The sequence below is a fragment of the Acetobacter sp. genome, assembly GCF_047723915.1.
Taxonomy (GTDB): domain Bacteria; phylum Pseudomonadota; class Alphaproteobacteria; order Acetobacterales; family Acetobacteraceae; genus Acetobacter.
Genome location: NZ_JBDOBQ010000002.1, coordinates 131,569 through 158,397 on the forward strand (window position 1 = coordinate 131,569; position 26,829 = coordinate 158,397).

The window sequence follows — 26,829 nt, forward strand, 5'->3', positions numbered from 1 at the left end:
GCCACACTGTCCGGTACGCTCAGCGATGGCAGCGTGGCGGGCGATCTGGTCAAGAGCGGGGCTGGAACGCTGGTTCTGTCAGGCGACAGTACCTATACCGGCGGGACAGAGGTTTCGGCCGGTACTCTACAGGTTGATGGCACCCTTGCCAGCCCGGTCGCTGTCGATACCAACGCTATGCTTTCGGGCACCGGCACCGTGGGTACCACGACTGTTTCCGGTACGTTGGCCCCCGGTGATTCAGGCGTGGGTACCCTGAACGTAAACGGCAACCTTACGTTGACCTCAGGCTCGACCTATGCGGTCAATGTCACGCCCGGTGCTGCCTTGAGCCTGGTTGCTGTTTCCGGGGCCACCACGCTCGAGGGGGGCACGGTCGATGTCAACGGTACAGGTGGCAACTGGCGCGACGCCATCGTGCTGTTGCGGTCACGGCAGGGCGTGACCGGCACATTCGGCACGCTCGTGACCAATCTGGCCTATCTTTCACCGACCCTTACCTATGATGCTGACGACGTGTCGTTGTCATTCAGCCGCAACGCGGTTGCTTTTGGTGCCGTGGGGATCACGCGTAACGAGGTCGCTACAGGGAACGGCCTTGGAACCCTGTCCTCTGGCGCGCTGTATGACGCTCTGGTCACCGCCAGTACGGCGAGCGCCCGCAAGGCGCTGAATGCCCTGTCAGGCGAAATTCACGCCTCTGCCCGCACAGCACTGGTTCAGGACAGTCTGTATGTGCGCGATGCTGTAACGGAGCGCCTTCGGGCCGCTGACTGCGCGCCCGGTGCGGGCAGTGGAGCGAAGACAGCGCGGATCGATGGCACACGCACCGATGGCACCTGCCGTGCTGAGGACGCTGCGGTCTGGATGCAGGGGTACGGTGCGTTCGGTCATAGCGGTGGCGACGGTAATGCTGCGTCCCTGACCGACAACGCGGGTGGGTTCATGCTGGGGCTGGATGCCCCGGTGGCCGGCTGGCATGTGGGGCTGGCGGCGGGATACGGGCATTCATCTTTCAGCTCGGGCACCGTTTCGTCCTGGGGGCATAGCGATACTGTCAGCGTCGGGCCGTATGCGGGTAAGCATTGGGGCCGCCTTGGGCTGCGGCTGGGGGTAACGTACTCGTTCAACAGGCTTTCAACCACGCGTGCCGTGGCGTTACCCGGTTATACGACGCGGTTGAACGCCAACTACAATGGCGGCACCACGCAGGCCTATGGCGACCTGGGTTATAGGCTGGATATGGGGCGTGTTTCGGCCGAACCGTTTGCCAACGTGGCATGGGTGGGCGTGCGGACAGGGCGGTTCAGCGAGCACGGGAGCAGCGCCGTGTTGTCAGACAATACCTCGATCACGGGGGCCAGTTTTACCACGTTCGGCACGCGGCTGGCCGCGCATGTGCGCACGGGCGGGGTGCTGCTGGCGCCGGAAGCGACCCTTGCCTATCGCCACGGCTTTGGCACCTTGTTGCCCACGGCGCACCAGTCCTTCGATGGTGGCAGCGTGTTCGAAGTCTCGGGTACGCCGGTGACGCAGGATGTCGCGTTGGTAAAAACGGGGATACGCGCCAGACTGACAGACCGCCTCGATCTTGGTGCGGATTATGTCGGGCAGTTCTCGACCCGGTATACGTCCAACGGGGTCACGGGGAGCATACGCGTTAATTTCTGATCTCTCATCTGATGACGGCCCCTCGATACGCAGCCGGCCGCCCTGTTCGAACGCAGGCAACCGGGTCGGGCCAGCGTATCGAGGTTACGTCAAACGTCGCTGAACCAGCGAAAGATCGTACATTGTATCGCGGATGAACCGGCGAAGACCTGCACGTGCTGACTGAGGTGGAGCCGCGTCATGTCAAGAGTATCGGCAACCTGCGGCTGCTTCACCCGGTGATGTTGAGAAACAGAAAATATGGGCAGAGTCAGTGAATATGTCCAAAACGCTTCCTGTATTCAGCAGGTGTCACGCCGAGGTGCCGCTGAAAGACCCGTCGCAGAACTCTGACAGATCCAAAGCCTGCTTCGGCGGCCACCACTTTTGGTGGTTTGCGGCCGTCTTCAAGCAGGCTGCGGGCGACGGTAAGGCGTGTCTGCTCCACCCATCGGGCGGGTGACAGTCCCGTTTCCTGAGTAAAGAGCCGCGTCAGTTGCCGGCGTTCGAGCGCCACCATTCCTGCCATCGCTTCCACGCCATAGTCAGCATCCGGCTGCTGCATGATCCGTCGTTGCAGAGATTGCAATGCAGACCGTCCGGCCGGGGATAATGCTCTTTGTTTGCTGTATTGTAGCTGACCGCCGGGCCGTTTGTAGAACAGCACGAGTTGCCGCGCCACATCACGGGCAATCCGCTCGCCCATGTCCTCCCGTACCAGTGCAAGCGCCAGATCCAGACCGGAGGACACGCCGGCCGCAGTGCGGAGGCTGCCTTCCTCCCGCACGATTGCATCGGCGTCTACGGTCACGGCAGGAAACCGCTGGCGGACACACTCCACATCGGCCCAGTGCGCGGCGATGGTGTGACCATTCAGCAGGCCGGTTTCCGCAAGGGGAAAGACACCTCCGCAGATGGAGCCAAACCGACGGGCCCTGGGAACTTCCTGCCGCAGCCATCCGGTCAAGGCCACATCGTGGGGTCTGGTCGCGGCGTCAGGTGCTCCTGCCACCAGCAGAGTATCAACACATCCGGTGCTGACATCCGCCAGGAGCAGGTCAGCCCGGAGTCTGAAACCACACGAACTCCGGATATCCCTCTTTGTCGCGGCAATGACAGACCGGTACAGCGGGCTGCCATGGAAGGTATTGGCTTCCGCGAAAACATCGGCTGGCCCGGCTATATCCATGAGCTGGACGCCATCACTTACTACAAAGACGATAAGAAGTTCGGTCATCCGGTTTCCTGTTCAGGCTGTCATGCTCCCGGTTTCCATATAACGCTGATGCCAGGCAAGGGCTGAGGGCAGGTGGTGAGGAATGTGCTGGCCGAAGCTATGCCGCCGGGCCTGCTCGAAATAGTCCTGCAACTGTGGCCTGAAATCGGGATGCGCGCATGTGTCGATAATGGTTCGTGCGCGTTCAACCGGCGCAAGTCCACGCAGGTCGGCCAGCCCCTGTTCCGAGACAATAATCTGCACATCCTGCAAAATATGATCCGTATGGGGCACCATTGGCACGAACGCCGATATCCTGCCCCCTTTGGCGGTGGATGGGGAGACAAAGAGCGACAGGAACGCATTCCGTGCAAAGTCGCCCGACCCCCCGATGCCGTTCTGGATACGAGATCCCATGACACAGGTTGAATTCACGTTGCCATAGATATCCGCCTCAATCATGCCGTTCATGGCAATAACCCCGAGGCGGCGGATCAGTTCGGGACTGTTGCTGACTTCCTGTTGCCGCAGCACGATTTTCTGGCGAAAGAATGCCGCATTGTCATTGATGCGCTGCGCCGCCTGGGGACTCAGGGAAAAGGAGGAGGCCGAAGCGACTGTCATGCGCTCGCTTTCGAGCATGGACAGCATGCCATCCTGAATGACCTCGCTGAAGCCGGTCAGGTTTTCAAACCGGCTTGTATTCAGGCCGTCCAGCACGGCATTGGCGATATTGCCAACGCCACTTTGCAGTGGCAGCAGTGACGGTGGCAGTCGTCCCTGCCTTACCTCATGCTCGAAAAACTCCATCACATGACCGGCAATCTGCCGTGCCGTCGTGTCAGGTTCGGCAAAGGGGGCATTGCGGTCTGGCTCATCCGTGATTACGACAGCAGCAAGGCGGTCAGGCGCAATGGAAAGTGTGCCGCCGCCAATGCGGTCGCCGGGACGCAGCAGGGGAATGGCCTGCCCGTCTGGCGGCATCCGTACGCCGTCCCAGATGTCGTGAATGCCCGCAAGCCCGGGGTTCTGCCAGGTGTTGATCTCGACAATGATTTTATCTGCGATCTGGGCCCATGTCGGGCTGTTGCCCACGGAAGAACTGAGAATGAGCTGTCCGTCCGGTGTGACCGCGACCGCTTCGATAATGGCTACGTCTGGCCTGCCAAACTGTCCCTGTCGCGCTTTCTGCGCGACTTGCCCGAGATGCATGTCGAGATAGAGGGTGCTGCCTTCATTGATCCGCGTCCGCATTGCTGCGTCCCCGTTGTAAGGACAGCGAAACGCTACGCCGTTGGCCGCAGCAAGGGCACCATCAAGTTGCGGTCCCGTTGACGCTCCTGTCAGAAGCCGAACCGAGAAAGGTTCGCCACAGGCATGCGCTGTTTCAATACGCTGCGCGAGGGCCTGCGGTACGGCCTTGGGGTATCCGGCGCCAGTAAAGCCACTGGTGGCGATGACATCCTCATTTCGAATCAACCCCGCAGCTTCTTCCGCCGTCATGATGCGGTCAAGGAATCTCTGGTTCTGAATACGGTCTTTCATGGACGGCTTTCATCCGAATGTTCTTGAGGTCATTCATGATGAGAGCTGAACAGGAAAGACGGCAATCGCAATGATGGTCCGACAAAGCGGTATTATGGACCGGATTGGGACATCTCTCTCCACAGGCCTGTGATCAGTTCCTACTGTTCGCCTGATTCTGTCCGTTTCCCACGCGCAGCGCCATGGGTCATCCTGAAAAGGCGTGTTGGACCAACTGTTCAGATATCAGGCAGAAACAGACCGTGTGACAGCATGCGCGGGTGGCACTGTAGGTTCGGTCAGCGTCACGGAGACGAGGGTCCGGTGCTTCGCTTCTGGTCCTCCCGGACTTGCCGGGCGCATTCGTTGCAAATCCATAGCCCCGATTTTTCGGTTGAAGTCGTGTTGGCATGGTATGTGCCACGTCATGCGCGCGGCTTGAGGAGTTCATGATTTTTTCTTTGTAAAGCCATGGTAATATATAAAGGCGCTGGCCAGACCTATACCGCCGGCCAGTATAAACGCTGGACCGAATGATGCGAAGTGTGTTGTCAGAATTCCTGTCAGCAGGGGTGCCAGAACACCCCCTAATGACGCGCCAGTGTTCTGAACGGCCTCCAGCGTCGCAACCCGGTCCTCCGTGGTAATCAAGGTGCCAAGGGTCCAGCCACAACTGACGGCGACCCCGCTGGCAAACAGGGCAAATGCCAAGAGGATCAGGGCAGGGACCTGGCCCGGTTGCAGGGCCAGTGTTGCGGTCAGCACCGCGCATGGGCGCATTTATCGACGCTGGACACAAAAGACATATCGGAAATCAATCCGACCTTGCATATTGGTTGGACGGTCTACTGTTTTTAGATCGATTGGCCCACAACGTTTCTCACGGATAATGATAGCAGTTCAATACGGTGTAAAAAAAGCGCATGATGCAGCTGTTTCACTCTTGATATGGCCGAAGTCCAGACGACCGACGGAGCGTTTTACCCTTTCGTTGTCATAGGGTGGGCAATCTGGTTTGCGATGAGGCAATGTGTGGACACCGTCGACAGAAGAATAGCCTGGGAATTCTTCGGCCGTCTTCTGCGTGTCGTGTCATATTGCGGAACTATAAATTCCGCTCTTAACGAATGCCGCCATTCACAACAATGTTTTGTCCTGTAATGAAGCTGGCTTCCGGTGAGGCAAGAAATGTGACAGCCGCTGCGACATCTTGCGGCTCGCCAACCCGCCCAAGGCTGGTCTGTGCCGCGAGACGGACATGGTTGTGTGGATCGGCATTTGCATCGGTGTGAATTGGACCCGGAGAGACGACGTTCACAGTAATGCCGCGATCGCCTATTTCACGCGAGAGAGTGCGCGAGATCTGTTCGAGCGCGCCTTTATAACCCACATAAAGAGCATTGTTCGGCCAGAAGCCGGTGGTCAGGCTCGTAAGAATATTGATGATCCGGCCATTATCGGACAGATGGCGGGCCGCCCAGCCAAGAGCCAGATATGTACCCTTGGCCAGCGCAAAAGCCTGATCGAATGCCTCTGAGGTACCGTCCGCGACCAGACGTGCGGGGGGAGATCCACCGGCATTGTTAACAAGTATATCGAGTGCGCCAAAACGCTCCCGAACCAGATCAAGGGCTGCAACAAGACTTCGTTCGTCGCTGATATCGCAATGCACGGCAAAAGCTTCTCCACCATACTCCTGTATGGCGGAGACGACTCTTGCGGCTGCGTCGGGGCGGCTATGATAGCCTATTGCCACGGCGCTGCCGCACGTGGCGAGGCGTTCGGCTATGGCGCGGCCTATTCCGCGCGCGCCACCCGTTACAAAAGCAAATTTTCCGTCAAGCTTGGAAACGTTATGTTGAAGCATTGGTTCTAGCTCGGCGCAAATTCCCGCCTTGCGTCAGCTTTTTCCGCTTCGGCCTGGGCATGCGTGTGAACGCGTACGTCCCAGCCTCTGCGGGCGAGCCAGAAGGCCGTTGTTTTTGCACGTGTACCCGTGTCGTCGACGAGTACGATACGCGCGCCACGGACCGCAACGGTTCGATGCGATACAGCGATAAGCTGACCACCAGGTGAGGAAAGCGCACCGGGTAGGTGCCCCAGAGCGTATTCATGCGGTAGCCGTACGTCCAGCACATAGGTTGTGCGTCCGCTTTCGGCGCTCCATTTGTCAATGCCCGCGCGGTCGATTGTTTTCAAACTCCCCCGTCGCACCAGTTTTTCTGCAGCTTTCAGGCCGAATTCCACGGCTTTGGAACTGGGATGCGCGAATGTTTCAGCATGGCCGCTTTCAAGCTCCCGACCGGCGCGCGTCCAGGCCGGTGTACCATCGATCAGATAGACGACCTCATTAGGCACCCCGGCGCTGATAAGAGTCTGGGCACCAAGTATGGCGCGCGGCAAACCCGCGCATGAAACGATCACGCGGGTATCGGGCGATGGAACATAGTCAAGAAAACGCTGGAGCAGTTCTGCAACCGGCAGGTTGCGCGCGCCAGGTACATGGCCCAGCTCGAATTCGGGGGGTGTGCGGGTATCCAGAATCGCAATATCGGCTTTCCGGGCCTGTAGTGCAGCCAGTTCCTCAACCGTGATCCCAGGTGTTCCGTCGATATCCTGCACAGCCGTCGCGAAAATGACGCCGGGGATATCGAATGTCGGAGAGCCGTTGCCGCCATTGTCCAGCCAGCCGGGAATGCCACCACGTAAAACGTTGATATCTGTATAGCCCAGTCGCTTGAGAATTTCAGCACCTTGGTGTGCAACCTTGTCGCCCCCATCCACCAGCACAAGACGCGTGTCCTTGCGAGGCACGAAGGCCGATGCTTCCGCCTCGAGGCGGCGCAGAGGAACGTTAGTCGCGAAGAGTGGATGGCCCTTGGCAAAATCCGCTTCATTGCGCAGGTCGAGAAGGCCAGTTTCGACACCTTGACTGAGACTGCCCTCAGTCAGCCAGGTCTGAAGTGTTGCACGATGAATTTCCTTGATCGCCATTTCCTGTGTCCTTTCGATTGAAGACGTATTGGTCGGGTATTTTCACTCACACGCACAAAATAAAGGATCCATTTCAAAAGTATTTTTTACACATATATAATAATGGTAATTGCGCTTATTGTGTGATGTCAGGCTATCACGCCACCTGTATTATCTGTGTTTATTATCTGTGTCTCGGAATGGAAGATTGCACTGCATATTTAACTGTATTGCAAAGTGGTTATTGAGGTGACTCCATATCACACATTATTATGAGATTTAATTTTGAGTCAATCAAAAAATAACGCACAAAAATGTAAGTAAGATGGAAATATGTTGTTAATGTACAACATATTTAGATATTGTTTTTGGGTATCTCATTATATCACGTTTAAAATTGACATATAATGAATAGTAAATTTAAATTCACGCAAACAATGGTGTTTTATGATCGGACGACAATGACACGCCTGAGATTGATGAAAATAGAGGCTCTCTCATCCAGTGCCATACATGCCAGCAAGCGGGACGGGCTTCTGGTTCCCGTAACGCTTGGCGTCCTACTGTCCTGCGGTACCGCCAATGCAGTGTCAGGTAAGGGGAAAGTCGCCGCCCAGGATGGAAAAGTCGGTGTTACTACCACTCCTGCGGGAAAAGCGGTTCCGGCGCAGGTTGCCAAGGGGCAAGGCCAGCAGCCTGCGGCAGTTGTTGCAGCAGCCCGAGCGGAGGCGGTCGAGGTCAGTGGCCAGTCTCATACCGCCGCGCAAAAATTGAATCTGGGCAAGTCTGTCGAAAATGACATTGCAACGGTTTATCGATTGACCCAGAAAGATATTCAAGCGCAGGCCACGTCATCCTCGATCGATCTGTTCCGGAACGTTCCCGGTGTCTATGTGGAGGATTACGGCAATGGCGGCATTGCGCAGGGCTTTGGCATGCGCGGATGGTCCGGTAATTCGAACGGCAATTATGTCGCGGCCTATATCGATGGTTATCAGCGCAACATGTATTCCGGTGCGCAGAGCAATGGCTATAATGACCTCAATGTCCTTATTCCCGAAATCATCGGGGATATTAATGTCATCAAAGGCCCGTTCGATACGCGTTATGGCGGCATGCTTGCCGTCGGTGGGTCTGTTGTCATTCATACAGCCGATTTTTATCGGACCGGTTTTTCCCAGCGGTTTGGATCTTTCGGAGAGTCACGGTCGCTGCTGAGTTATGGTTACGACGGTGGCCGCCTGAAAAGCTATGTCGTGTTCGAGGGGGGCAGGGACGCCGGGTATCGTGACAATGCCGCCCAGGACAAGGTCAATCTGTTCAGCAAGACCACCTATTTCATTACGCCCGAGGACAAGCTCTCATTTTCGGCGCAAATCTACAACGCGAATTATGGCCAGCCCGGTTACATTCCCATATCCGTTGCCCGCGTCAATCCAAAGGCCGCCATGAATATGGAAGACCGAGGGGACAAGACGCAGGAGACGTTCAATTTCAATTTCACCCATACTCACGGCAATTTTCAGCTCGACGCGAATCTGTTTGTGGACAATGTCTATCTCTACCGTTCGATAACGCGTGGTTATTATCCTGCGTCTGTGCCCCGGGCGGAGCAGAACGCTTCAATCGATTCCCGCACCACGGTGGGGGCAGGCGTTGATCCGTATTGGAAATTCAAGCTGCCCCTGGGCATGCAACTCGATCTGCGGGCTGGAGCGCTGGTCCATGTGGATATGGCGAAGGCGTGGAATTATCCGGCGCTGAATAATCAGGCAATTCCGGCGCCACAAGCCTATTTCGGGTCGATCAACTATTTCAACAAGGCTGATTTCACCGAAATAAACCCTTCCCTGTATCTCGACGTGGGATTCAAACCCGTCAAATGGATGAAAATATCAGCAGGTTTTCGGTATGACAGCTTCATATTCAGTGACAATGTTTTAAGCTGGGTGAAACCCAATAACCTTCTGCGCCAGTATATTACCGATTGGGCAGGGCATATCAGTCCCAAGCTGGGTATTGCCTTTTATCCGGCCACCGGGTTGACGCTGTATGGCAACATGGGGGAAGCCGTTCAGGCACCTAACGCGGTTTTACAGCTTAACCTGAATCCTTCTCTCAAGACATCGCCGATGCGGAGTTACGAGGGCGGCCTAGCCTATGACAACACCAAACTTGGCTTTCATTTTGGCGCCGATGTTTATACCACCAACGCCAGTTCCGAGATCGGCACATCGACAACGACGGGCGCGCTGGAGAATATCGGCTCGTCACTGCGTGTGGGTGAAGATTTCGACGCCAGGCTGTTCCTTATCCGTAACAGCCATATCGAGCTTGATGTCGCCGCGAATTACAGCCGTGTACGGGCCCGCCTGACCGGCAACTCATGGGGATATGTGCAGTTCGTTCCCGATGAGCAGAAGGATTATCAGATCAACGTTTCAGCGCCAGTACACTTCTGGGGCGACCCGAACGAGCGACTTGCCTTTAATTTCGCGCATCAGTTCATAGGCGAGACCAAACTTTCAACCGACGGCAGGCAATCCAGTTCTCCTTATCAGCGCATTCAGGGCAAACTGACCTATTCCAATCCTACCCGGCATAATCTGTCCTTGTATCTGTCGGCTATTGCATTCCCGACCGATCGTTTCTCGGAAATCAATTATTATGCCGCCGGGGTCCGGTACGTGGGCGTGGAGCCTCGCTTTCGTATCCAGGGGGGCGCCAATATCAGTTTCTGATTCCGCCTGGAATGGGCGGATATGCCCACAACACGAGATGAAAGGAGTGGCCACCATGAGCGGAAAGCATGCGGATGTCATGACAGCTCCCGGAAAGCAACGGGTGCAGTCATATCCAGCCGAACATTATCTGGCTTTGGCCCGTGATCTGGCGGATCGCTTCGCAACGGACGCAGCTGGATACGACCGCAGTGGCGCATGCCCCGAGCGGAATCTCGATCTGCTGTTCGAAAGCGGCCTTATGGCTGTCACCATAGCGCCGGAAGAGGGTGGTGCGGGTGGCGGGTTACAGCTTGCCCGTGCGATTGTGTCTGAAATCGCGCGTGGAGAGCCTGCGACCGCACTGATCCTTGCCATGTATTATGGAACGCATGGTCAGATCGCGCGTGGCAGCCAGTGGCCGGAGGCGCTGGGCAATTTTGTCGTGCGTGATGCACTGTCGCATCGTGCGCTGATCAATGCGGCTCAGGTTGAGCCTGAGACGGGTTCACCTTCGCATGGGGGCGTGCCCCGGACTATCGCGCGGCGGCAGGGAGACGGCTGGCGGATCACGGGTCATAAATGTTACTGCACCGGTTCCACGGCCTTGCGCTGGATACTCGTATCAGCCGTGACCGACGAAGCTCAGCCACGTATTGCCTCGTTTCTTGTGCCGGCGGATGCGCCCGGTGTTTCGTTCAGGCCGGCGTGGGATACGACAGGTATGCGGGCAACAGCGTCGCATGACGTGATTCTCGATAACGTCGAAGTGCCATATGGTCATATTCTGCACGATCGCCCGGCAGGTGCGCCGCTCGTGCGCGAAGCGGTGGGAACGGTGTGGCATTTTACTCTTGTGGCATCCGTCTACCATGGCGTGACAGTGGCCGCGAGAGACTGGCTGGTTCAATTCGGGCGAGCACGTCGGCTGAATGCGACCGGTGATTCGACATTATTTGGTCTTCCACATTTCCAGGAAGGTCTCGGTCGTGCAGAGATTCTTGTCCAGACGAATGAACGGTTGCTGCGCGCGGCCGCACGGGAGGCAGATGAAGGCAGGCCAGATGCACTGGAAGGAGCTTTGCTAAGACACGCCACGACCGAAAGCCAGCTTACCCTGCATGCGCTTTTTCTTGAACTTGCCGGTGCGGCAGGACTTTCCCGGCACGACACCCTGGAGCGTCATTGCAGGGACCTGGCTTGCGTGCAGTCCCACGCGCCCAATTCCCGAACCATAAGGCTCATGGTCGCACGTTCGGCTTTCCCGTCCGATGGAAACCGGGCTGAAAACTCTTTGAAAAATTAAGCAAAGGGCCGGAACCTGATCGGTAAGCCATATCCCAGGTTTCCGGCCTGCACGCTGCTCTGCGCGTTTGTTGCAATAGGACCGATGGTTTTTATATCATAGGTCCTGTCGCGTAATATGGGGCCTTAAAGGCGCAGGCCAGCCTGCTTCATGAGCGGAAGGACGCGTTCGCCAAAATAACGCAGTTCGGGTAGAAAATCGTAGAATCCAAGCTGTACACCGTCGATTCCTGCCCGTTTGAGCGCGACAAGCTGGTCCACGACCTCTTCGGGGCTGCCAATGATCTCGATATTTCCGCCAAGTCCGAGCCCTTGTTTGGCATTCTGGTCCAGCCGTCCACGCCAGGCATGAGCATCGCTATCATAGTTGCCGAACCCGGTTGAGTTGGTTGGAGCCAGTTTGTTCCGGGCAATCGCACGGGCATAATCATGGGCTTCGGCCGATGTGTCGCGGCAGACAACCAGCGGGTTGATGATTGTTTTGACGCGACGGCCAAAGCGGGCGGCTGCTTGATGAATATTCGCGATATGGGCGGGCAGCGTTGCCAGGGCGCTGTCAATATGCGCTCCCCCAGGGCTGGTAATGAACAAAAGATCGGAATATTGCGCGGCAAAGGCGATCCCGGCTTCCGACCCGGTTGCCGTAACCAGCACCGGCCGCCCAAAAAGCGGCTTGGGGGTAATGTAGCCATTCCTGATTTTCCAGCTTGAAAGCCTGGAGGCATGGCTGAAATTCTCGGTATCGCCCCATAAATGTTCGACAGAATCGAAAAATTCCCCCGCCATCTCGTAACGCCGGTCATGTTCGATCCTGTCCCATCCGAACATCTCATGTTCGACGGCGCGGTGGCCGGTCACGATGTTGATTCCCCATCGGCCTTTGGAAATATGATCCAGCGTGGAACCGTATTTCGCAAGATGCAGTGGATGCCACGGCCCATAGAGTACGTGAATGGTCGAAATCAGCAATATGCGTTTCGTTATCGGAGCAAATGCGGCAACTCCGATAAAGGAGTCGAGCGAGGCGTCACCGTCATACCCCCCCTTGGGCAGCCATTGTGTACGGCTGAAGACGATCTCGAAACCCAGACTGTCACCCAGTCGGACGATTTCGGCATTGTGGTCGAAGGTCCATGTGGATCCGGTCGGATATGTCGACACCCGTATATTCTGAAAATTCAGAAACAGGCCCAGCATCAATGGCTGTTTGACCGCGAGCGAAAGCGGGCTGTCCGGGAAATCCAGCGGGGAGGGAACGATGGGGGAGAAAGGCGTGGCGGCAGATGACGCGAGTGTATCGGCCTGTGAAACCTCGGACATGGAAACTTCTCCTGCGCCATGTGGTCCGGGCGGATCGGTCCCGGGTGCAATGGTGCAAATGCCGGTTGAGGATTGGCGTGATGACGGTCCAAAACACACTAAAAATTATAGTGTGATATTTTTTATATCTATAATTATACGATATTGACATCAAGATCAAAATTAGACACTTTAAAATCGCATGTTGAAAAATATTACAAAATTAAACGCTTGTTATCTCGTTCTGCGGAGCCGGGCTGTCGGGCGCGTGCTGCTCTGTCTTTGCCTGTGCGCCGCTGTCGGCACGGTCGAGCGCGCCTCTGCCGCCACAGGCGATCTGTCGCAGGTCACGATTGTTGTTGGAACGCCCAACAAGACTGGTCTGGAGCGTGAGCTGATCGCCTCGGGCGAGGACAAGGGCACGCCGTACGCCATCAAATGGGCTGTTTTTGATTCCACCCTGCCTTTGACAGAAGCCCTGAGAGCAGGTCGGGTGGACATAGCGGCCGGGGGCGAAACAGGCGTGCTGTTCGCCATTGCGCACGGCGCGCAGATCGCCGTTCTGGGTGCGACACGCTATAACGGCCCTTCAGGTAGCGCTATTCTGGTGCGGAAGGACTCGCCATTGCAAAGCGTGTCCGATCTGCGCGGGGCCGCCATTGCGTTGCCTTACTATACAGCGCAGCATTACCAGCTTGCGAAAGCGCTCGACAAGGCAGGTATTCCCTGGGACAGCAGGAAAATCCTTAACCTGGATACGTCGAACGGGCTTTTCTCATTGCTGAGCGGCAGGGTCGACGCGTTCGTAGTCTGGGATCCTAACGTGGCAATCGCCCAGACCGAACATGGAGCGCGGGTCGTCGCGTTTCTGGACCGGGCTGTGCAGCCTGCGGGAATGCTGTACGCCAACGCTGCCGATTTACGCGATCCAGCCAAAACCGCTGCCTTGAAGGATCTGACGCGGCGCATACTGCGTGCTCGCGCCTGGGTTAATGCGCATCCGGATATCTGGGCCGCTCAGATGTCCAGTATTGCGCAGGTGCCTCTTGCGGCGGCGCGGCTGACGGTCAGCCGTGCGACCGCACGCTACCTGCCAGCGGACACGCCTGACGTGCTGGCCGGATGGCAGCAGGAAATAGCCTATTTCCATACGATCGGCCTTTTCGGCAGGACATTCGACATCAAAGACAATCTCGCCCCCGGTTTTGACGACATTATCAATGCAGAGAATGCGGGGCCGGTCACGGACAGGCATGAGTGAGATCGGGCATGAATACTCTCCTTTTCCGACAGGGTGGAATGCAGGTCATAGTACCCCGTCCGCAGGGGCGCTCCGGTCTGCCCAGGCCTGTCAGGCGCCTGCTTGGGCCAGTTCTGCTGCTCGCAGTATGGGAAGGCGCTGCTCTGGCCGGGTGGGTCAGCCCTGACACCCTGCCGGCTCCGCATAGCCTGTTTGCGACGTGCCGGGAGCTTGCCGCAGGAGGAGAACTGGCCCATGCTCTTGAGGCGTCGCTGGCAAGGGTGAGCATTGGCGTCGTTACCGGCCTGGCGTGCGGTGTGGGACTGGGGCTGCTTTCCAGCCTGACCGCGCTGGGTGAAGATCTGATCGACGGCGTAGTGCATATGGCGCGGACCCTGCCCTGGGTCGGGCTTATTCCGCTGCTTATCATATGGCTCGGCATCGAAGAGGCCTCGAAGGACGCGCTGATCGCTCTTGCGGTATTTTTCCCGGTTTACATCAATCTTGTCTCGGGTGTCCGCCAGGTCGATCCGGGGCTGATCGAGGCAGGGCGCACACTTGGGCTGAGCCGGCTGGGGGTTGTGCGCCATGTTCTTCTTCCTGGCGCGATCCCAAACCTCCTGACAGGGCTGCGGTACGCACTGGGCAGCGCATGGCTGGCGCTGGTTTTTGCCGAGCAGGTGAACAGCCTCAACGGGCTTGGCTACCTTATCAATCATGCAAGGGAAATTTATCGCACCGATATTATCGTCGTTTGTCTTTTCATTTACGCATTTCTCGGTCTTGCTGCCGATTTTTCCATCAGATTCCTCGAATCCCGACTACTGGCATGGAACGGAGCATTTGCGACCTCATGACTCAAGCGGTGTGTCCCCCACAGTCTGTCCCGGCAGTACGCGTAAGAGGTCTTAACAAGAATTTCGGGGCCCGCCGGGTTCTGGCGGATCTTGATATCGATATCCGGCCCGGAGAATTCGTGGCCCTTCTGGGGACAAGCGGTTGCGGCAAAAGTACGCTTCTGCGGATTCTTTGCGGGCTCGATACCCAGTTTGAGGGCGAGGTCGCTGTGCCGTCCAGGCGGGGTGTTGCCTTTCAGGCGCCACGGTTGATGCCATGGAAGCGTGTTTGGGAAAATGTCGTGCTTGGTCTCTCGCCGCCCGGTTCACGGGCGGATGCGGCGTCCGTGCTGGCGGAGGTCATGCTCGAACACCGGGCCGCCGCATGGCCACGCGAACTTTCAGGTGGGGAGGCCCAGCGCGCAGCTCTGGCGCGAGCGCTTGTCAGGCAGCCCGATATTCTGTTCCTGGACGAACCATTTGCCGCTCTTGATGCGCTTCTTCGCTTGAAAGCACAGCAGCTTGTGGCACGCGTATGGGAACGGCACGGTTTTTCAGTACTGCTGGTCACACATGATGTGGAGGAGGCTCTTCTGCTCGCGGACCGTATAGTACTGATGCGTGACGGTGCTGTGGCATGCCAGATGGACGTTACTCTGGCGAGACCGCGCGACGTGTCCGATCCGGATTTCGGGGCGATGCGGCGAACGTTGCTGGCATGGCTTGGTGTCTCCGGCGATGTTTGAAAAGCAGATATCCGCAAAGGAAAAAAGACGATCATGACACAGGTTGAGCGGGGGTGGGGCAGTGGGCCGGGTCTACGCTACGAGGAACTGGCCGGGCGCTTTCGCGGGGTCTTCGCGCAGGTCCGCGCAGGTGCCGCCGACCGTGATCGCGGGCGCATTCTGCCCTGGGCGGAGGTCGGACTACTGAAGGAGGCGGGCTTTACGGGCCTGCGTGTGCCTGAACGCCTGGGCGGTCTGGGTTTTTCCCTGCCCGAGCTTTTTAACCTGCTCATCGAGCTTTCCGAAGCCGATCCCAACCTGACCAATATCTTCCGCTCCCATCTCGGCCTGACGGAAGACCTGCTCAATTCCAGCGAAAAAGAGCGCTCCGAATTCTGGTTGAACCGCTTTGCGCAGGGCGGGCTGGCGGGCAGCGGTTTTTCAGAAGCCGGCGGGCGTGTTGTGGGCGATTACGAAACCCGACTTGTGCGCGAGGGGGCTCACCGCCGCCTGAATGGTCGGAAATTCTATACCAGTGGCGCACTTTTCGCGGACTGGATCAATTTCGGCGCCGTGGATGAGAATGATACCCCTGTCAGTGGCCTGGTTCCGACCCATGCGGCAGGGGTCACCATTCTGGATGACTGGGACGGTTTCGGCCAGGCGTTGAGCGCCAGCGGTACGGCCATATTCGAAAATGTGCTCGTCGAAGAAGCGTGGGTTCATCCCGTACAGGGGCGCTGCCGTTATATCGGTGCATTTTTCCAACTCGTTCATCTTGCCGCCCTCGCGGGGATCGGGCGTGCTCTTGCAGACGACGTGGCGCGCCTTGTCGCTGGGCGGAAGCGGGTTTACGCTCAGGGCAACGGGCCAAAAGCGGCCGAAGATCCGCAAATTCTTCAGGTGGTCGGGCAGTTGCGTGCCGCAGCCTATTCAGCGGGGGCCATCGTTTTAAAGGCCGCAGAGGCAATCCAGCGGATTGATGACGCTCGTCTCGCCCGGAATACGCAGGATGAGGTACAGGCCGGACACATAGGTGCGCTTGAGGTCGATCAGGCAGTACCCGTCGTGACCAGCCTTGTCCTCGATGCCTCGACGGCGGCTTTCGACGCGCTGGGCGCGTCTGCTGCCAGCAAATCTCTGGGCCTTGACCGCCACTGGCGCAATGCGCGGGTTATTGCTTCGCATAACCCACGTATCTATCGCGCGCGCAGTGCCGGGGCTTTTGCAGTCGGGCGTTTTTTGCCGCAGGCGGATCAGGATTTGAGCCGGAGCGAAGCGTAGTCCTCGTAAATTCCGGCTGCACCGCTTTCAAATCCAGAAACCGAATCCCGGTATACGAGGGGGGTCGAAATATCGACCAGTGGAATACGTGGCAGATCCGTTTGGGCGATGACCTGAAAATCTTCGTAATGGCGTCGTCTGTCGGCCAGGTCTGGGGCTGACTGCGCGGCTTCCAGGGCGGCATCGGCCGCGGGTGAATCATAATGGGCGGTATTGGCAAAAGCGACGCCACGGTGGAAGCTTTTCGACCAATAAAAGCGTTGCATGCCAATTGCAGGGTCCGGCCCCATCTGTGCTGCGACGAGTGCGGCCTCGAAATCACGGTCAGTATAAAGACGCTTGACGAAAGATGCGAAATCCTGCTGACGAACGACGACGCGAATGCCGATTTCCGCCAGCGCGCTACGAACGTAATCCGCAATCTGGATACTGTACCCCGCAGTAGGGGTGGGGTCGAGTGTAAAAGACAGGCGGGTGCCGTCGGCACCGCGTGTCAGTCCCATTCCGTCGAGCAGGGCATTGGCCTGTGCTGGTGAATAGGCATAGTCAGGCACCTGCGACGTATAGAAGGCCGAGAGTGCGGCAGGGATCGGCCCGGTGGCGATGCTTCCTTCGTCATAGAGAATGGTTTTGAGAATGAACTCCCGGTCAATCGCATGCGCAATGGCGCGGCGGAGTACGACGTTGCGGAATTTGTCGAGATCGAGATTGAAATCCAGCGCCAGTGTCGCGACGGCGAAAGGACGGGGCGTACGATCGACGACGATCTGCGGAATGCGGGCCAGGCGCTCGACATCGCTAGGTGAAAGCTGTGGGGCAATATGCACCTCTCCCGCCTCGACCGCCGCAGCCAGAGAGGCACTGTCGGCGATAATGCGGAAGATCAGCTGGTCTGCCGTCGGCAGATCCTTGCGCCAGTATGCAGGATTGCGCTCCAGAGTGATATGGCTGCCGCGTTTCCATGTCTGGAAACGGTAGGGGCCTGTTCCTACCGGTTGCGTATTGGCGGGATTGGAAAGAACATCCCTGCCTTCATAAAGATGCCGGGGCACCACCTGGGATTCGTTGGCGCCGAGCGCATTGAGAATATACGGGCTCGGTTCAGAAAGCTCCAGGACCACCGTCAGGTCGTCAGGCGTGTGTACTGCCGTGACATTGGCGAAAGTCGTGCGGCCCCTGCTGTGATATTTCTTCCACAGTTCAGTCAGTGAAAATGCGACATCCCCGGAGGTGAAGGGCTGGTTGTCATGCCAGCGCACACCGGGGCGGAGCCTGAGTGTCAGTGAACGATTGTCCGGCGCACTTTCCCACGCCACGGCAAGAGCTGCTTGAGGCTGAAGGTCGGTGCCGTAGGTCAGCAGTCCGTCGAATATTTTGCTCGTCACCAGCTGCGCCGGTCCGTCCGAGCTGATGGCGGAGGTCAGGAAAAGCGGGTCGATGTTTATCCCGACCACGATATTATGCCGCTTGGGTCTGTGCTTGCCGCATGCGTTCAGGAACGGCAGCAAAGAGACGCCTGCGGCGCCCGTAAGGAACGTGCGACGTCGGAAAGACGGCCCTGCGGGGGAGAAAGGGACGTGGCTCATGCGTATGCTCCGGCGGTCACTGAAGCGGAGGGGTAGGGCAGGCCGTACCGGTCCCGGACCGTGCCGTTCTCATAGCGGCGACGGTAGACGCCACGGTCCTGAAGGATCGGAATGACTTTCTGGATGAATTCCACAATATCGTCCGGCGCGCGTGGCGGCTGCAAGGTGTAGCCGTCCACCGTTCCGTCCTGCCACAGGTCGATTAGCCCATCGGCCACGTCTTCCGGCGTGCCCAGAAGCAGACGGTGATGCCCGGCGGAACGGCGTACGGCCTGCCGTGCAGACAGCTTTTCGTGAGTCAGCAGGTCGTACAGGCCCAACCCCATGCCAAGAGCCTGAAGCCGGTCGGACGGCGGCAGGAAATCCTTGGGGTCGAGTATGGCATCGGCGTCGAATGTATCGGGGTCGAACCCGTGTTCCTTGATAAAGCGGGCAATCAGCCCGTCTTCCGATCCCGCGCCTGTATAGAGTTCGTGGCGACGGAGCGCCTCCTGCCGCGTTGCCCCGAGAATGACCACGACACCGGGCACGATGCGGATACCGGCCGGGTCGCGGCCCGCCGCGCGGGCACGTTCGGCCACCCGGGCACGGAAATCGATCCCGGCTTGCCGGCAGAGAATATTGCAGTAAATAATTTCGCCATGCCGAGCCGCCAGTTCGATCCCGCCAGCGGAGGCCCCGGCCTGCGCGATTACGGGATGGCCCTGCGGCCCGCGTGGCACGTTCAGCGGCCCGCGTACCGAGAAATAGGGGCCGGTATGATCGATGGTCCGGGCGGCCGATGCATCCCAGAAACGGTTTTCAGGCACGGCCTGTTCGCGGCTCCTGTCCCAGCTTGCCCATAGGGCCTTTGCGACATCCATGAACTCAAGCGCACGGGCATAGCGTTCGCTGCGCGGCGGCAGGGGCGCGTTGCCGAAATTGGCAGCCACGTCGCGGTTAAAGGAGGTCACGATGTTCACAATCAGCCGGCCACCGGAGAGAATATCCGCCGATTGGGTGCGTCGGGCCAGGTTATAGGGCGAGTTGTACGTGCTCGACATGGTCGCCACAAAGCCGATATCGGGCACCTGCGCAGCCAGATGCGTGGTCAGCATCAGGGGGTCCAGGGTATGGAAGGGGCGCCCGGTGGCTTCGGTCATCAGCGCCGGATGGTCCGAAAGAAAAGCTGCGTCGAACAGTCCCGTATGCGCCAGCTCGGTCAGGGCGCGGTAATATGACGGGTCGGTTATGTCGGCGCTGCTACCGGTCCTGTAGCGCCATGCTTCGGGCAGGTAGCCGGTGGTGTTGATGCCGACATTCAGGTTGAGAAAGCGACCCTTCTGGTTCACTTGGGAAAATCCTTTCGACAGGGGCCGGATATCATGGCTCCGGACCGTTTTTTCAGGCTGCCAGCCCAAGGCTGTGCCGCAGTGCATCAAGAGAGGAGCGAACCGCATGCTCGCCGTGGGTGCGCATGGCGCCTTCATATTCACCTATGGCCTGTCGCAGTGGCGTGCCCTCTTTTACGCGGGCGAGTTCTGCGGCCAGCAGGCCGGAATCGTACAGGGCGGAATTGCACCCGAGCGCGCGGAAATAGGTCATCGCATGTGCGGCGTCGCCCAGAAGTGTCACTGGTCCGGCAGGCCAGGAAAGGCCAGGTTCGGAACTGAAGACTTTCAGCAGGCCCACGGTCGTGGGCTCGGTCGCGCGGATCAGTTCAAGCAAGCGCTGGTCCCATGTTGCAATCCGGCTGAGCAGGAGGTCCAGCAACTGTTGCCCGTCCAGCGTTTCCAGTCTGCTGTCCGGGGCGAGGCTGTCGCGCGTATAGGCTGTGTTCCACCAGATATAACTGGTTGTGTCGTCGAGATGCAGGCCACTTTCCGCCGCTGGCGGATCGGTCAGCCCATGCCGCCGGCGCGATGCCGTATCAACGACATGGCTGGTTATCATCATCGATGCGCCGTCATGCGGGCGAATGTTGACGTTCTTTTCCCAAAAAAGAGGAAGCAGCCCCAGATGTTGCGCCCGATGCAGCGGAATTTTCCCGGCGAGACGCCTTGCCCCGGTGTCGATGCTTTTTGCATCGGGAACGAGCTGCTGGCGCACGCGTGAGCGGGCTCCGTCCGCACCCACGAGCAGGCGGGTGCGTATGGCGGAACCATCCGCAAAATGTGCGAGAACATGGCCGTTCTCGCCGGTTTCGTAATGGGTGAAGGCAATGCCCGATTGCAGAATGTCTTCCAGCCCGGAGCGCAGGATGCGGGTCAGCGTGATCCGGCTTACCGAGCGGTCGATATGGGCATCTTCCTTCTCCCCGTAGTCACGTGGGCGACTGGGAACGGGGCGCAGGTGTTCGTCCAGGGCAATACTATCAGCCGGGGCGCGACCGGCTGTTTCCTCAAGCGCGGTAAAAAGGGCGGATGGAAGATTGGAGCGCAACGCCTGTATACCGCGTTCGCGTACGCGCAGGCGGAACCCCTGAACATAGTCGCGACGTTCCAGGTCGCGTTCCGCCACGCGAACGCCGATCCCCCTTTTTTTGAGCCCCTGCGCAAGGGAAAGGCCACCTGGGCCACCACCGATAATGAGAACGTCGACGAAAGGAATGGTCATGGTCTCGGGGTCCCTATGCCGCGAGACCGGTAGCCAGACCGGAGGGGACAGGGTCGGGAATGCCTTTCCACGGCCTGTGATCCGCCCAGTCCTCGATCTGGAAATCACCAGCAAGAAAACCGTGCCTCAGCAGGAAATCCTTGTAGGACGACACAGCGGCAAGAAGCTCCGGCGCAAGGCTGAGGCCCAGATGACGGTGCACCTGTGTTCCATTCGCGGCGAGCACCTGCTCTTCGGATGCGCGGGATTCCCGGGCGACGAAACGCACAGTCTCGTCAGGGTGTCCTTCGGCCCAGAGCGATGCCTCTCTCAGCGTCTCGATCAGCAGTCGTACCAGATCGGGTCGTTCATCGGCCAGCAGCGCGTCGACCGTCAGAAGCCGGGGCGAGCCGGAATTGATACGGATGGCAGGGTCCGGGTGAAAACCGAAAGACTCCAGGGCGACGGCGCCGATCAGATTGGCGACGGCTGTGCCCGGCGTGCCCTTGACAAAAAACGCGTCAATTTCGCCACGAATGAGTGCTGCCGCTTCCGGGCCATAGGGTATGCGGTGGTTTAACCCGAAGAGCGAGGGCGCAAGACGGTCTTCCAGCACGGAGGTTTCGAGTGGAATGTCGACGAGCTCGACCTCGTCAAGGCTCAGCCCAGCAAGGGAAAGACCCGATTCAAGCCCCTTGAGTGCTGTCGCGGCCATAAAATCCACAATGCCGGCCGGACGACGGGCGATACCAACCCGCCGTCCTTTCAGCTCGGAGGTTGTCCCGACCTTGCGTGAGGGAAGGGTGATGATCGCCTGGAACTCGTCTGTCCAGGTAATGCCTGCAAGGCGTGTCGAGCGTCCTTCCGAACGTGCGCGGATCGGGGGCACGTTGCCACCATGGCGGAAAGACCATGGCAGGGTGTGATCGAAATGGCTGCGCCGAATCTCGGGGTTGCGTGAATCGATGATGGATTCAAGTGCGATCCCGGCCTTCCCGAAAGCGTTCTCCAGAAGGCCGAGTTGCGCGGCGAGGCCAAGCGGCGTCGGCACGGGGCAGCGTGTGTACCAGATGGTCGCGGGAGTTTGTCGGCTCATGGAGAACGTTCCTTTCGGGAAAGGGTGGGTGGCGTCAGGCTGTGACGCGGCCTTCAACGGGATGGCTGGGGTCGTTGAAACCGGGGGTCGAGGCGTGTCCGGGCGTGACGAGTGAGTCGACGAAAGCTTCGTCCTCTACCGTCAGTTTTGTTTCGAGCGCGCGGATATACCCGTCCCAGTGTTCCTCTGTGCGTGGGCCGGTAATGCTTGAACTGACAAGACTGTTACGAAGCACCCAGGCAATGGCGAAATCCGCCGGTGTGAAGCCGCGCGAGCGGGCATAGGCGTTGATTTTCTCTGCGATTTCGAGGGATTCGGGGCGCCATTCGGTTTCCAGAATGCGCTTGTCCCCCCGGCCCGCACGGGTATCGGGCTCGGGTGCCTGGCCGGGCTGGTATTTGCCTGTCAGCACACCGCGTGCAAGCGGAGAATAGGAGATTACGCCAACGCCGTAATGCGCGGCGGCGGGCAACTGTTCCGCTTCGGCCTGACGGGTGACGATATTGTAAAGCGGCTGACTGGCGATGGGCCGGTCGATACCCAGTGTGTCTGCGATCCGCGCTGCTTCGGCGATCCGCCAGCCGCGGAAATTGGAAACGCCGAAATAGCGCAGCTTGCCCTGTCGCACGAGATCCCCGAGTGCCCGGATCGCTTCTTCCAGCGGGGCGCTGAAATCTGCGCGATGGAAGTAAAGGATATCGATGTAATCCGTTCCAAGGCGTTTCAGGCTGGCTTCGGTGTTTTCGATGATCCATTTGCGCGACTGTCCGCGGGTATTGGGCGCGGGATCCCGACCGTTGCCGAATTTCGTCGCCAAAATCCAGCGGTCACGATGTGCCTTGATCCCGCGCCCGACAACAACCTCCGACTGCCCGTTATTATAGACATCTGCGGTGTCGATCGAGTTGATGCCCTGGTCGCGGGCCTTGTCGATGATACGATGAGCGGTTGCTTCGTCCGTCGCGCCGCCGAACATCATCGTCCCGAGCGTCAATGGGGAAATCTGAAGGGCGGATTTACCAAGATAGCGATAGTCGACCATTGTTCAGTATCTGTCCTTTAATTGGAGAAAACCGTTGTTTCGGCTTCCTTGGGAACGTTGCGCGTTTTGCGCCGTCCTGGGTGCGGTGCGGCATCAAGCAGGGCGCGGGTATATGGATGGCGCGCGTCGGCTTCCATTGTTGCGGCCGCGACCGTCTCGACGATCCTGCCGTGGTGCATGACCATGACGCGGTCGCAAAAATACCGGACCACGGAAAGATCGTGCGAAATGAAAACATAGGAAAGATTCTGACTCTGCTTGAGTGCAACCAGCAGGTTGAGAATCTGTGCCTGGGTGGAAAGATCCAGTGCCGAGACGGGCTCGTCGCAGATCATTACGGACGGACCCAAAATCAGCGCACGGGCTATTCCGATACGCTGCCGCTGTCCACCCGAGAATTCATGGGGAAAACGCTCCAGTGCATCGTCAGGCAGATTGGTCTCGCGCAGAACCTGTCTAGCCCGCGCCTCACGCTCGGCCGGATCACGCATGCCATGCACGGCAAGGGGTGTCGTAAGGGCCTTGCGGATTTTCTGGCGAGGATTGAGTGAAGCGAACGGGTCCTGAAACACCATCTGCACTTCACGCCTGAAGCGGCTGAGCGCAGCCGGGCGGGCATGGGTTATATCCTCGTTCTCGAAACGGATGGAACCGCTTTCGGGAGAAAGAAGGCGGATGAGTGTGCGCGCCAGCGTTGTCTTTCCCGAGCCGGATTCTCCGACGATCCCGAGTGTTTCGCCGCGTATCAGCGTGAACGACACAGCGTTCACGGTGGGGGCGGGCGCGTCCGGGTGGCGTACAACCAGATCAGAAACGTTAAAAGGCACCATGTTACGCCTCCCCCATAATGGCAGGAAGTTCGGTGAGGGGCCCGTCCGTGTAATGTCTTACCTTGCCCTGACGGGGCGAGGCGGCGAGCAGCGCGCGCGTGTATGGAGCCTGTGCGTGAGTAAAGAGCCGGGATGCATCTAACGCCTCCACAACCTGTCCGGCTCTGGCGATCACCGCCCTGTCCGCCCATTGCGCCACGATGTCGAGATCGTGTGTGATAAGGAGGACCGCCATCGAAAGTTCGGCGCGCAGGGAGTCTATGAGTTCGAGGATCTGCGCCTGGATAGTGACATCGAGCGCGGTGGTAGGTTCGTCCGCGATCAGCAGGCGGGGGTGGCAGGCGATCGCCATTGCGATCATGACGCGCTGGCGCATCCCGCCGGAGAGCTCATGCGGGTATGCGTTGGCAATCCGTCGTGGATCGTTGATCCGTACAGCGTCCAGCAATTCAACCGTCCGGCTTTGCGCGGCGCGACGTGGCAGGCCCAGATGCAGGTACAGGACTTCGGCAATCTGACTTCCGACGGTCAGAACCGGATTGAGCGAAGTCATCGGTTCCTGAAAAATCATGCCGATGCGGCTGCCGCGTAAAGCACGCAGTGGGGCGGCCTCTAGACGGAAGATATCCTCGTTTTCAAATATCGCCGTGCCGCTCAGGCGACGTGCGCCAGGCGGCAGCAGGCCGAGAAGGGAGAGAGCTGTCAGTGACTTGCCTGAACCGGACTCGCCTACCAGCGCGACGAACCCGCCTTCGGGAATATCAAAGCCTATGGACGTGACTGCGGGCCGCACCCCTTGGGTACCGGGCCCCCTGGCCGGAAAATCTATCGCGAGGTCGCGCAGGGAAAGCAGGGGGGGCATGCTCTGTATGCTCATGGGGTGCGTGCGCTGGCCCGGTCTGCCCTGTGCGGGTCGAGATACCGGGCCAGCCCGTCTGCGAGCAGGTTGAAGCCGAGCACTGTGGCCATGATCGCCCCGCCGGGAATGGCGGACAGATACCATGCGGTGCGCAGGAACTCGCGGCCGTTGCCGATCATCAGACCCCAGCTTACGGTATTCGGGTCTCCGAGACCCATGAAGGCAAGAGCCGCCTCCATCAGGATCGCGGAAGCGACGGATACCGACGCGATGGCAATAATGGGTGGCAGCGCGTTTGGCAGGATTTCCATGACGATAATACGTGCCGGACCATAACCGAGCGTGCGTGCGGCAAGCACGAACTCGCGTGAACGCAGGGCCATGAACTCGGTACGGGCAACGCGCGCCATCATCGGCCAACTGACGAGTGCGATCGTGCCAGTAATGGAAAAGAGCGATGGGGGGACAATCTCCATCAAGACCATAAGGAGAAGGAAGCCCGGTATTGTCTGGAAAATTTCTGTCACCCGCACAAAACTGCGGTCCGCCCAGCCACCGAAAAATCCCGCCACTGCACCGGCGGTAACGCCTGCCAGTGTCGAAAGAAATGCAGCACCCATGCCGACAAAGAGAGAGAAACGTGCGCCATGAGCAATACCGGCTGCGACGTCCCGGCCGAGTGCATCCGTGCCCAGACTATGACCGGCGGCCTCGCCCGGCCATAAGAAAGAAGGGCCGGTAATGGCCAGAGGATCACCCGGGAACGCGTATGGCGCCACCAATGCCAGCGTGAAGATCACGCTCAGAAGAGCTGCGCCAGCAACAAGCGCGCCTTCCCGTCGGGCGGCAAGCAGCACGGATGCGAGGCGCCCCGTGTGTCTGGCTGCACCTGCGCGATGCAGGTTTGCTGGCTGCTTCGCGTCGAAGCTGACCTTGAACGTGGCCGCTGACGCGTCCTCCATTCTCTGCCTTGCCGCGCTCATTGGATACGCAGCCGGGGATCGAGAAGGCGTTGCCCCAGATCGGTCAACACATTCGCCACAACCACAAATAAAGACGCAAACAGCAAAACGCCGAGCAGGACGATAAAATCGCGCCCCATGATTGCGTCATAGGCCAGGCGACCCAGACCGGGCCAGTCGTACACAGTCTCGATCACGACAGCACCTCCGAGCATGCTTCCTATGTTCAGTCCCACGATGGTGCTCAGCGGCAGCAGGGCGTTTGGCAGGATATGGCGCACCATCACCCGGGCGGATGTGGCGCCCTTGGCGCGAGCCGTGCGCACATAGTCCTGGGATTGTTCATGAACGAGGCTGCCGCGGAATACGCGCGCATAGAGCGCGGCATAGAACAAAGCGAGCGAAATGGCGGGCAGGAGAAGATGAAGGAAGCGGTCGTACAACCACTCGATGCCCCCCAGATCTTCCCCGATGGTTTCGACGTTCCCGCTTGGCAGCCAATGCAGCCGGATCGAGAAAAGCACGATCAGCATGAGGCTGATCCAGAAAACCGGTGCGGAATACAACATGATCGAGAGGGTCGACACAATTTTGCCGATCAGCCGCCGCTCGCATGCTGCCATGACAATGCCCCCGGCTACGCCAAGAGCGAGCGCGAGAACGAGCCCCGCAAAGGCAAGAACGATTGTCGGCCCGGCATGATCCGCGATCAGGTGCGATACCGGTGCATTGAAACGAACGGACCAGCCGAGGTTGCCATGCATGAGATCCTGGATATAGGCGAGAAACTGCACCCAGACCGGCTTGTCGAGCCCGTAATGGGCCCGCAGGATGGCTGCGTTGTCGGCAGATGCCCCGCCTGCCGCCCCCATAATCTGGTCGATTGCATCGCCTGGCGCGAGTTTGAGCAGACTAAAGCCGACGACCATGATGGCGGCGAGTGTCGGCACCACGCGCATGATGGCCCGTATGGTCACGCGCGGCATCAGCGCGACCGCATGCGCCACGTTCAGCCATGTGGCTGGGGTAGCATCATGGGGCTGGACAATGTCGGCGCGCACCATTTTCACTCTCTTTTGTAGTTGTTAATGGCAATTTAGGCATATTG

At 58.8% G+C, this 26,829-nt stretch carries 21 protein-coding genes; 7 read left to right on the forward strand and 14 right to left on the reverse strand.

Features of this window, described 5'->3' with window-relative positions; translation table 11 throughout:
• A partial coding sequence (locus ABF990_RS02735) for an autotransporter domain-containing protein (protein WP_415506467.1) occupies nt 1-1,671 on the forward strand: 1,671 nt, incomplete at its 5' end.
• Nucleotides 1,672-1,921: 250 nt separating this feature from the next.
• On the opposite strand, the gene ABF990_RS02740 is transcribed toward ABF990_RS02735, so the two are convergent.
• From ABF990_RS02740 to ABF990_RS02755, 4 genes are all read right to left on the reverse strand, one after another.
• Complete coding sequence (locus ABF990_RS02740; protein WP_415499710.1) at nt 1,922-2,887, reverse strand: GlxA family transcriptional regulator; 966 nt, start codon at nt 2,885-2,887, stop codon at nt 1,922-1,924.
• Between the two features lie 12 nt (nt 2,888-2,899).
• Complete coding sequence (locus tag ABF990_RS02745) at nt 2,900-4,411, reverse strand: acetyl-CoA hydrolase/transferase family protein (protein ID WP_415499711.1); 1,512 nt, start codon at nt 4,409-4,411, stop codon at nt 2,900-2,902.
• 1,099 nt (nt 4,412-5,510) lie between these two features.
• The gene (locus tag ABF990_RS02750) at nt 5,511-6,257 is read right to left on the reverse strand and encodes an SDR family oxidoreductase (protein WP_415499712.1); all 747 of its coding nucleotides are present in this window, start codon (nt 6,255-6,257) and stop codon (nt 5,511-5,513) included.
• 5 nt (nt 6,258-6,262) lie between these two features.
• Nucleotides 6,263-7,384, reverse strand: a complete 1,122-nt coding sequence (locus ABF990_RS02755; RefSeq protein WP_415499713.1) for a rhodanese-like domain-containing protein — start codon at nt 7,382-7,384, stop codon at nt 6,263-6,265.
• A 386-nt stretch (nt 7,385-7,770) separates the two neighbouring features.
• On the opposite strand from ABF990_RS02755, the gene ABF990_RS02760 reads away from it, so the two are divergent.
• Together ABF990_RS02760 and ABF990_RS02765 are read left to right on the forward strand one after the other, a co-directional pair.
• Entirely contained in the window at nt 7,771-10,104 is a 2,334-nt protein-coding gene (locus ABF990_RS02760; RefSeq protein ID WP_415499714.1) for a TonB-dependent receptor, read from the forward strand.
• Nucleotides 10,105-10,159: 55 nt separating this feature from the next.
• Nucleotides 10,160-11,389, forward strand: a complete 1,230-nt coding sequence (locus ABF990_RS02765; protein WP_415499715.1) for an acyl-CoA dehydrogenase family protein — start codon at nt 10,160-10,162, stop codon at nt 11,387-11,389.
• Between the two features lie 125 nt (nt 11,390-11,514).
• On the opposite strand, the gene ABF990_RS02770 is transcribed toward ABF990_RS02765, so the two are convergent.
• Nucleotides 11,515-12,708: an LLM class flavin-dependent oxidoreductase gene (locus tag ABF990_RS02770; protein WP_415499716.1), complete on the reverse strand. Its 1,194-nt coding sequence runs from the start codon at nt 12,706-12,708 to the stop codon at nt 11,515-11,517.
• Nucleotides 12,709-12,955: 247 nt separating this feature from the next.
• Between ABF990_RS02770 and ABF990_RS02775 the strand changes: the two genes are divergently transcribed.
• The 4 genes from ABF990_RS02775 to ABF990_RS02790 are packed head-to-tail and all read left to right on the forward strand — an operon-like array spanning nt 12,956 to nt 16,772.
• The gene (locus ABF990_RS02775) at nt 12,956-13,948 is read left to right on the forward strand and encodes an ABC transporter substrate-binding protein (protein WP_415499717.1); all 993 of its coding nucleotides are present in this window, start codon (nt 12,956-12,958) and stop codon (nt 13,946-13,948) included.
• An 8-nt stretch (nt 13,949-13,956) separates the two neighbouring features.
• A complete protein-coding gene (locus ABF990_RS02780) occupies nt 13,957-14,784 on the forward strand; it encodes an ABC transporter permease (RefSeq protein WP_415499718.1) in 828 nt (275 codons plus the stop codon).
• Nucleotides 14,781-15,509, forward strand: a complete 729-nt coding sequence (locus ABF990_RS02785; RefSeq protein WP_415499719.1) for an ABC transporter ATP-binding protein — start codon at nt 14,781-14,783, stop codon at nt 15,507-15,509. The genes ABF990_RS02780 and ABF990_RS02785 overlap by 4 nt, the downstream gene beginning before the upstream one ends.
• Before the next feature lie 33 nt (nt 15,510-15,542).
• Nucleotides 15,543-16,772, forward strand: coding sequence for an acyl-CoA dehydrogenase family protein (locus tag ABF990_RS02790; RefSeq protein WP_415499720.1), 1,230 nt, complete (start codon nt 15,543-15,545; stop codon nt 16,770-16,772).
• On the opposite strand, the gene ABF990_RS02795 is transcribed toward ABF990_RS02790, so the two are convergent.
• The 9 genes from ABF990_RS02795 to ABF990_RS02835 are packed head-to-tail and all read right to left on the reverse strand — an operon-like array spanning nt 16,745 to nt 26,785.
• A complete protein-coding gene (locus ABF990_RS02795) occupies nt 16,745-18,358 on the reverse strand; it encodes an ABC transporter substrate-binding protein (protein WP_415499721.1) in 1,614 nt (537 codons plus the stop codon). The two genes, ABF990_RS02790 and ABF990_RS02795, sit on opposite strands and share 28 nt — an antisense overlap.
• Nucleotides 18,355-19,689, reverse strand: a complete 1,335-nt coding sequence (locus tag ABF990_RS02800; protein ID WP_415499722.1) for an NtaA/DmoA family FMN-dependent monooxygenase — start codon at nt 19,687-19,689, stop codon at nt 18,355-18,357. The genes ABF990_RS02795 and ABF990_RS02800 overlap by 4 nt, the downstream gene beginning before the upstream one ends.
• Before the next feature lie 52 nt (nt 19,690-19,741).
• On the reverse strand, nt 19,742-20,953 hold the full coding sequence (locus tag ABF990_RS02805; protein ID WP_415499723.1) for an FAD-dependent oxidoreductase: 1,212 nt from the start codon (nt 20,951-20,953) through the stop codon (nt 19,742-19,744).
• Nucleotides 20,954-20,966: 13 nt separating this feature from the next.
• Complete coding sequence (locus ABF990_RS02810; RefSeq protein ID WP_415499724.1) at nt 20,967-22,028, reverse strand: ABC transporter substrate-binding protein; 1,062 nt, start codon at nt 22,026-22,028, stop codon at nt 20,967-20,969.
• 34 nt (nt 22,029-22,062) lie between these two features.
• A complete protein-coding gene (locus ABF990_RS02815) occupies nt 22,063-23,070 on the reverse strand; it encodes an aldo/keto reductase (protein WP_415499725.1) in 1,008 nt (335 codons plus the stop codon).
• Between the two features lie 17 nt (nt 23,071-23,087).
• Complete coding sequence (locus tag ABF990_RS02820; protein ID WP_415499726.1) at nt 23,088-23,900, reverse strand: ATP-binding cassette domain-containing protein; 813 nt, start codon at nt 23,898-23,900, stop codon at nt 23,088-23,090.
• Nucleotide 23,901: 1 nt separating this feature from the next.
• A complete protein-coding gene (locus ABF990_RS02825; RefSeq protein WP_415506468.1) occupies nt 23,902-24,777 on the reverse strand; it encodes an ATP-binding cassette domain-containing protein in 876 nt (291 codons plus the stop codon).
• Complete coding sequence (locus ABF990_RS02830; RefSeq protein ID WP_415499729.1) at nt 24,774-25,721, reverse strand: ABC transporter permease; 948 nt, start codon at nt 25,719-25,721, stop codon at nt 24,774-24,776. The genes ABF990_RS02825 and ABF990_RS02830 overlap by 4 nt, the downstream gene beginning before the upstream one ends.
• A gap of 17 nt (nt 25,722-25,738) precedes the next feature.
• Nucleotides 25,739-26,785, reverse strand: coding sequence for an ABC transporter permease (locus ABF990_RS02835; protein ID WP_415499730.1), 1,047 nt, complete (start codon nt 26,783-26,785; stop codon nt 25,739-25,741).
• Between the last annotated feature and the right edge of the window lie 44 nt (nt 26,786-26,829).

Bases quoted from the DNA above. Each gene is read 5' to 3' on its own strand.
- ABF990_RS02740 (WP_415499710.1), bottom strand. From the start codon at position 2,887: ATGACCGAACTTCTTATCGTCTTTGTAGTAAGTGATGGCGTCCAGCTC.
- ABF990_RS02745 (WP_415499711.1), bottom strand. From the start codon at position 4,411: ATGAAAGACCGTATTCAGAACCAGAGATTCCTTGACCGCATCATGACG.
- ABF990_RS02750 (WP_415499712.1), bottom strand. From the start codon at position 6,257: ATGCTTCAACATAACGTTTCCAAGCTTGACGGAAAATTTGCTTTTGTA.
- ABF990_RS02755 (WP_415499713.1), bottom strand. From the start codon at position 7,384: ATGGCGATCAAGGAAATTCATCGTGCAACACTTCAGACCTGGCTGACT.
- ABF990_RS02760 (WP_415499714.1), top strand. From the start codon at position 7,771: ATGAATAGTAAATTTAAATTCACGCAAACAATGGTGTTTTATGATCGG.
- ABF990_RS02765 (WP_415499715.1), top strand. From the start codon at position 10,160: ATGAGCGGAAAGCATGCGGATGTCATGACAGCTCCCGGAAAGCAACGG.
- ABF990_RS02770 (WP_415499716.1), bottom strand. From the start codon at position 12,708: ATGTCCGAGGTTTCACAGGCCGATACACTCGCGTCATCTGCCGCCACG.
- ABF990_RS02780 (WP_415499718.1), top strand. From the start codon at position 13,957: ATGAATACTCTCCTTTTCCGACAGGGTGGAATGCAGGTCATAGTACCC.
- ABF990_RS02785 (WP_415499719.1), top strand. From the start codon at position 14,781: ATGACTCAAGCGGTGTGTCCCCCACAGTCTGTCCCGGCAGTACGCGTA.
- ABF990_RS02790 (WP_415499720.1), top strand. From the start codon at position 15,543: ATGACACAGGTTGAGCGGGGGTGGGGCAGTGGGCCGGGTCTACGCTAC.
- ABF990_RS02795 (WP_415499721.1), bottom strand. From the start codon at position 18,358: ATGAGCCACGTCCCTTTCTCCCCCGCAGGGCCGTCTTTCCGACGTCGC.
- ABF990_RS02805 (WP_415499723.1), bottom strand. From the start codon at position 20,953: ATGACCATTCCTTTCGTCGACGTTCTCATTATCGGTGGTGGCCCAGGT.
- ABF990_RS02810 (WP_415499724.1), bottom strand. From the start codon at position 22,028: ATGAGCCGACAAACTCCCGCGACCATCTGGTACACACGCTGCCCCGTG.
- ABF990_RS02815 (WP_415499725.1), bottom strand. From the start codon at position 23,070: ATGGTCGACTATCGCTATCTTGGTAAATCCGCCCTTCAGATTTCCCCA.
- ABF990_RS02820 (WP_415499726.1), bottom strand. From the start codon at position 23,900: ATGGTGCCTTTTAACGTTTCTGATCTGGTTGTACGCCACCCGGACGCG.
- ABF990_RS02825 (WP_415506468.1), bottom strand. From the start codon at position 24,777: ATGAGCATACAGAGCATGCCCCCCCTGCTTTCCCTGCGCGACCTCGCG.
- ABF990_RS02830 (WP_415499729.1), bottom strand. From the start codon at position 25,721: ATGGAGGACGCGTCAGCGGCCACGTTCAAGGTCAGCTTCGACGCGAAG.
- ABF990_RS02835 (WP_415499730.1), bottom strand. From the start codon at position 26,785: ATGGTGCGCGCCGACATTGTCCAGCCCCATGATGCTACCCCAGCCACA.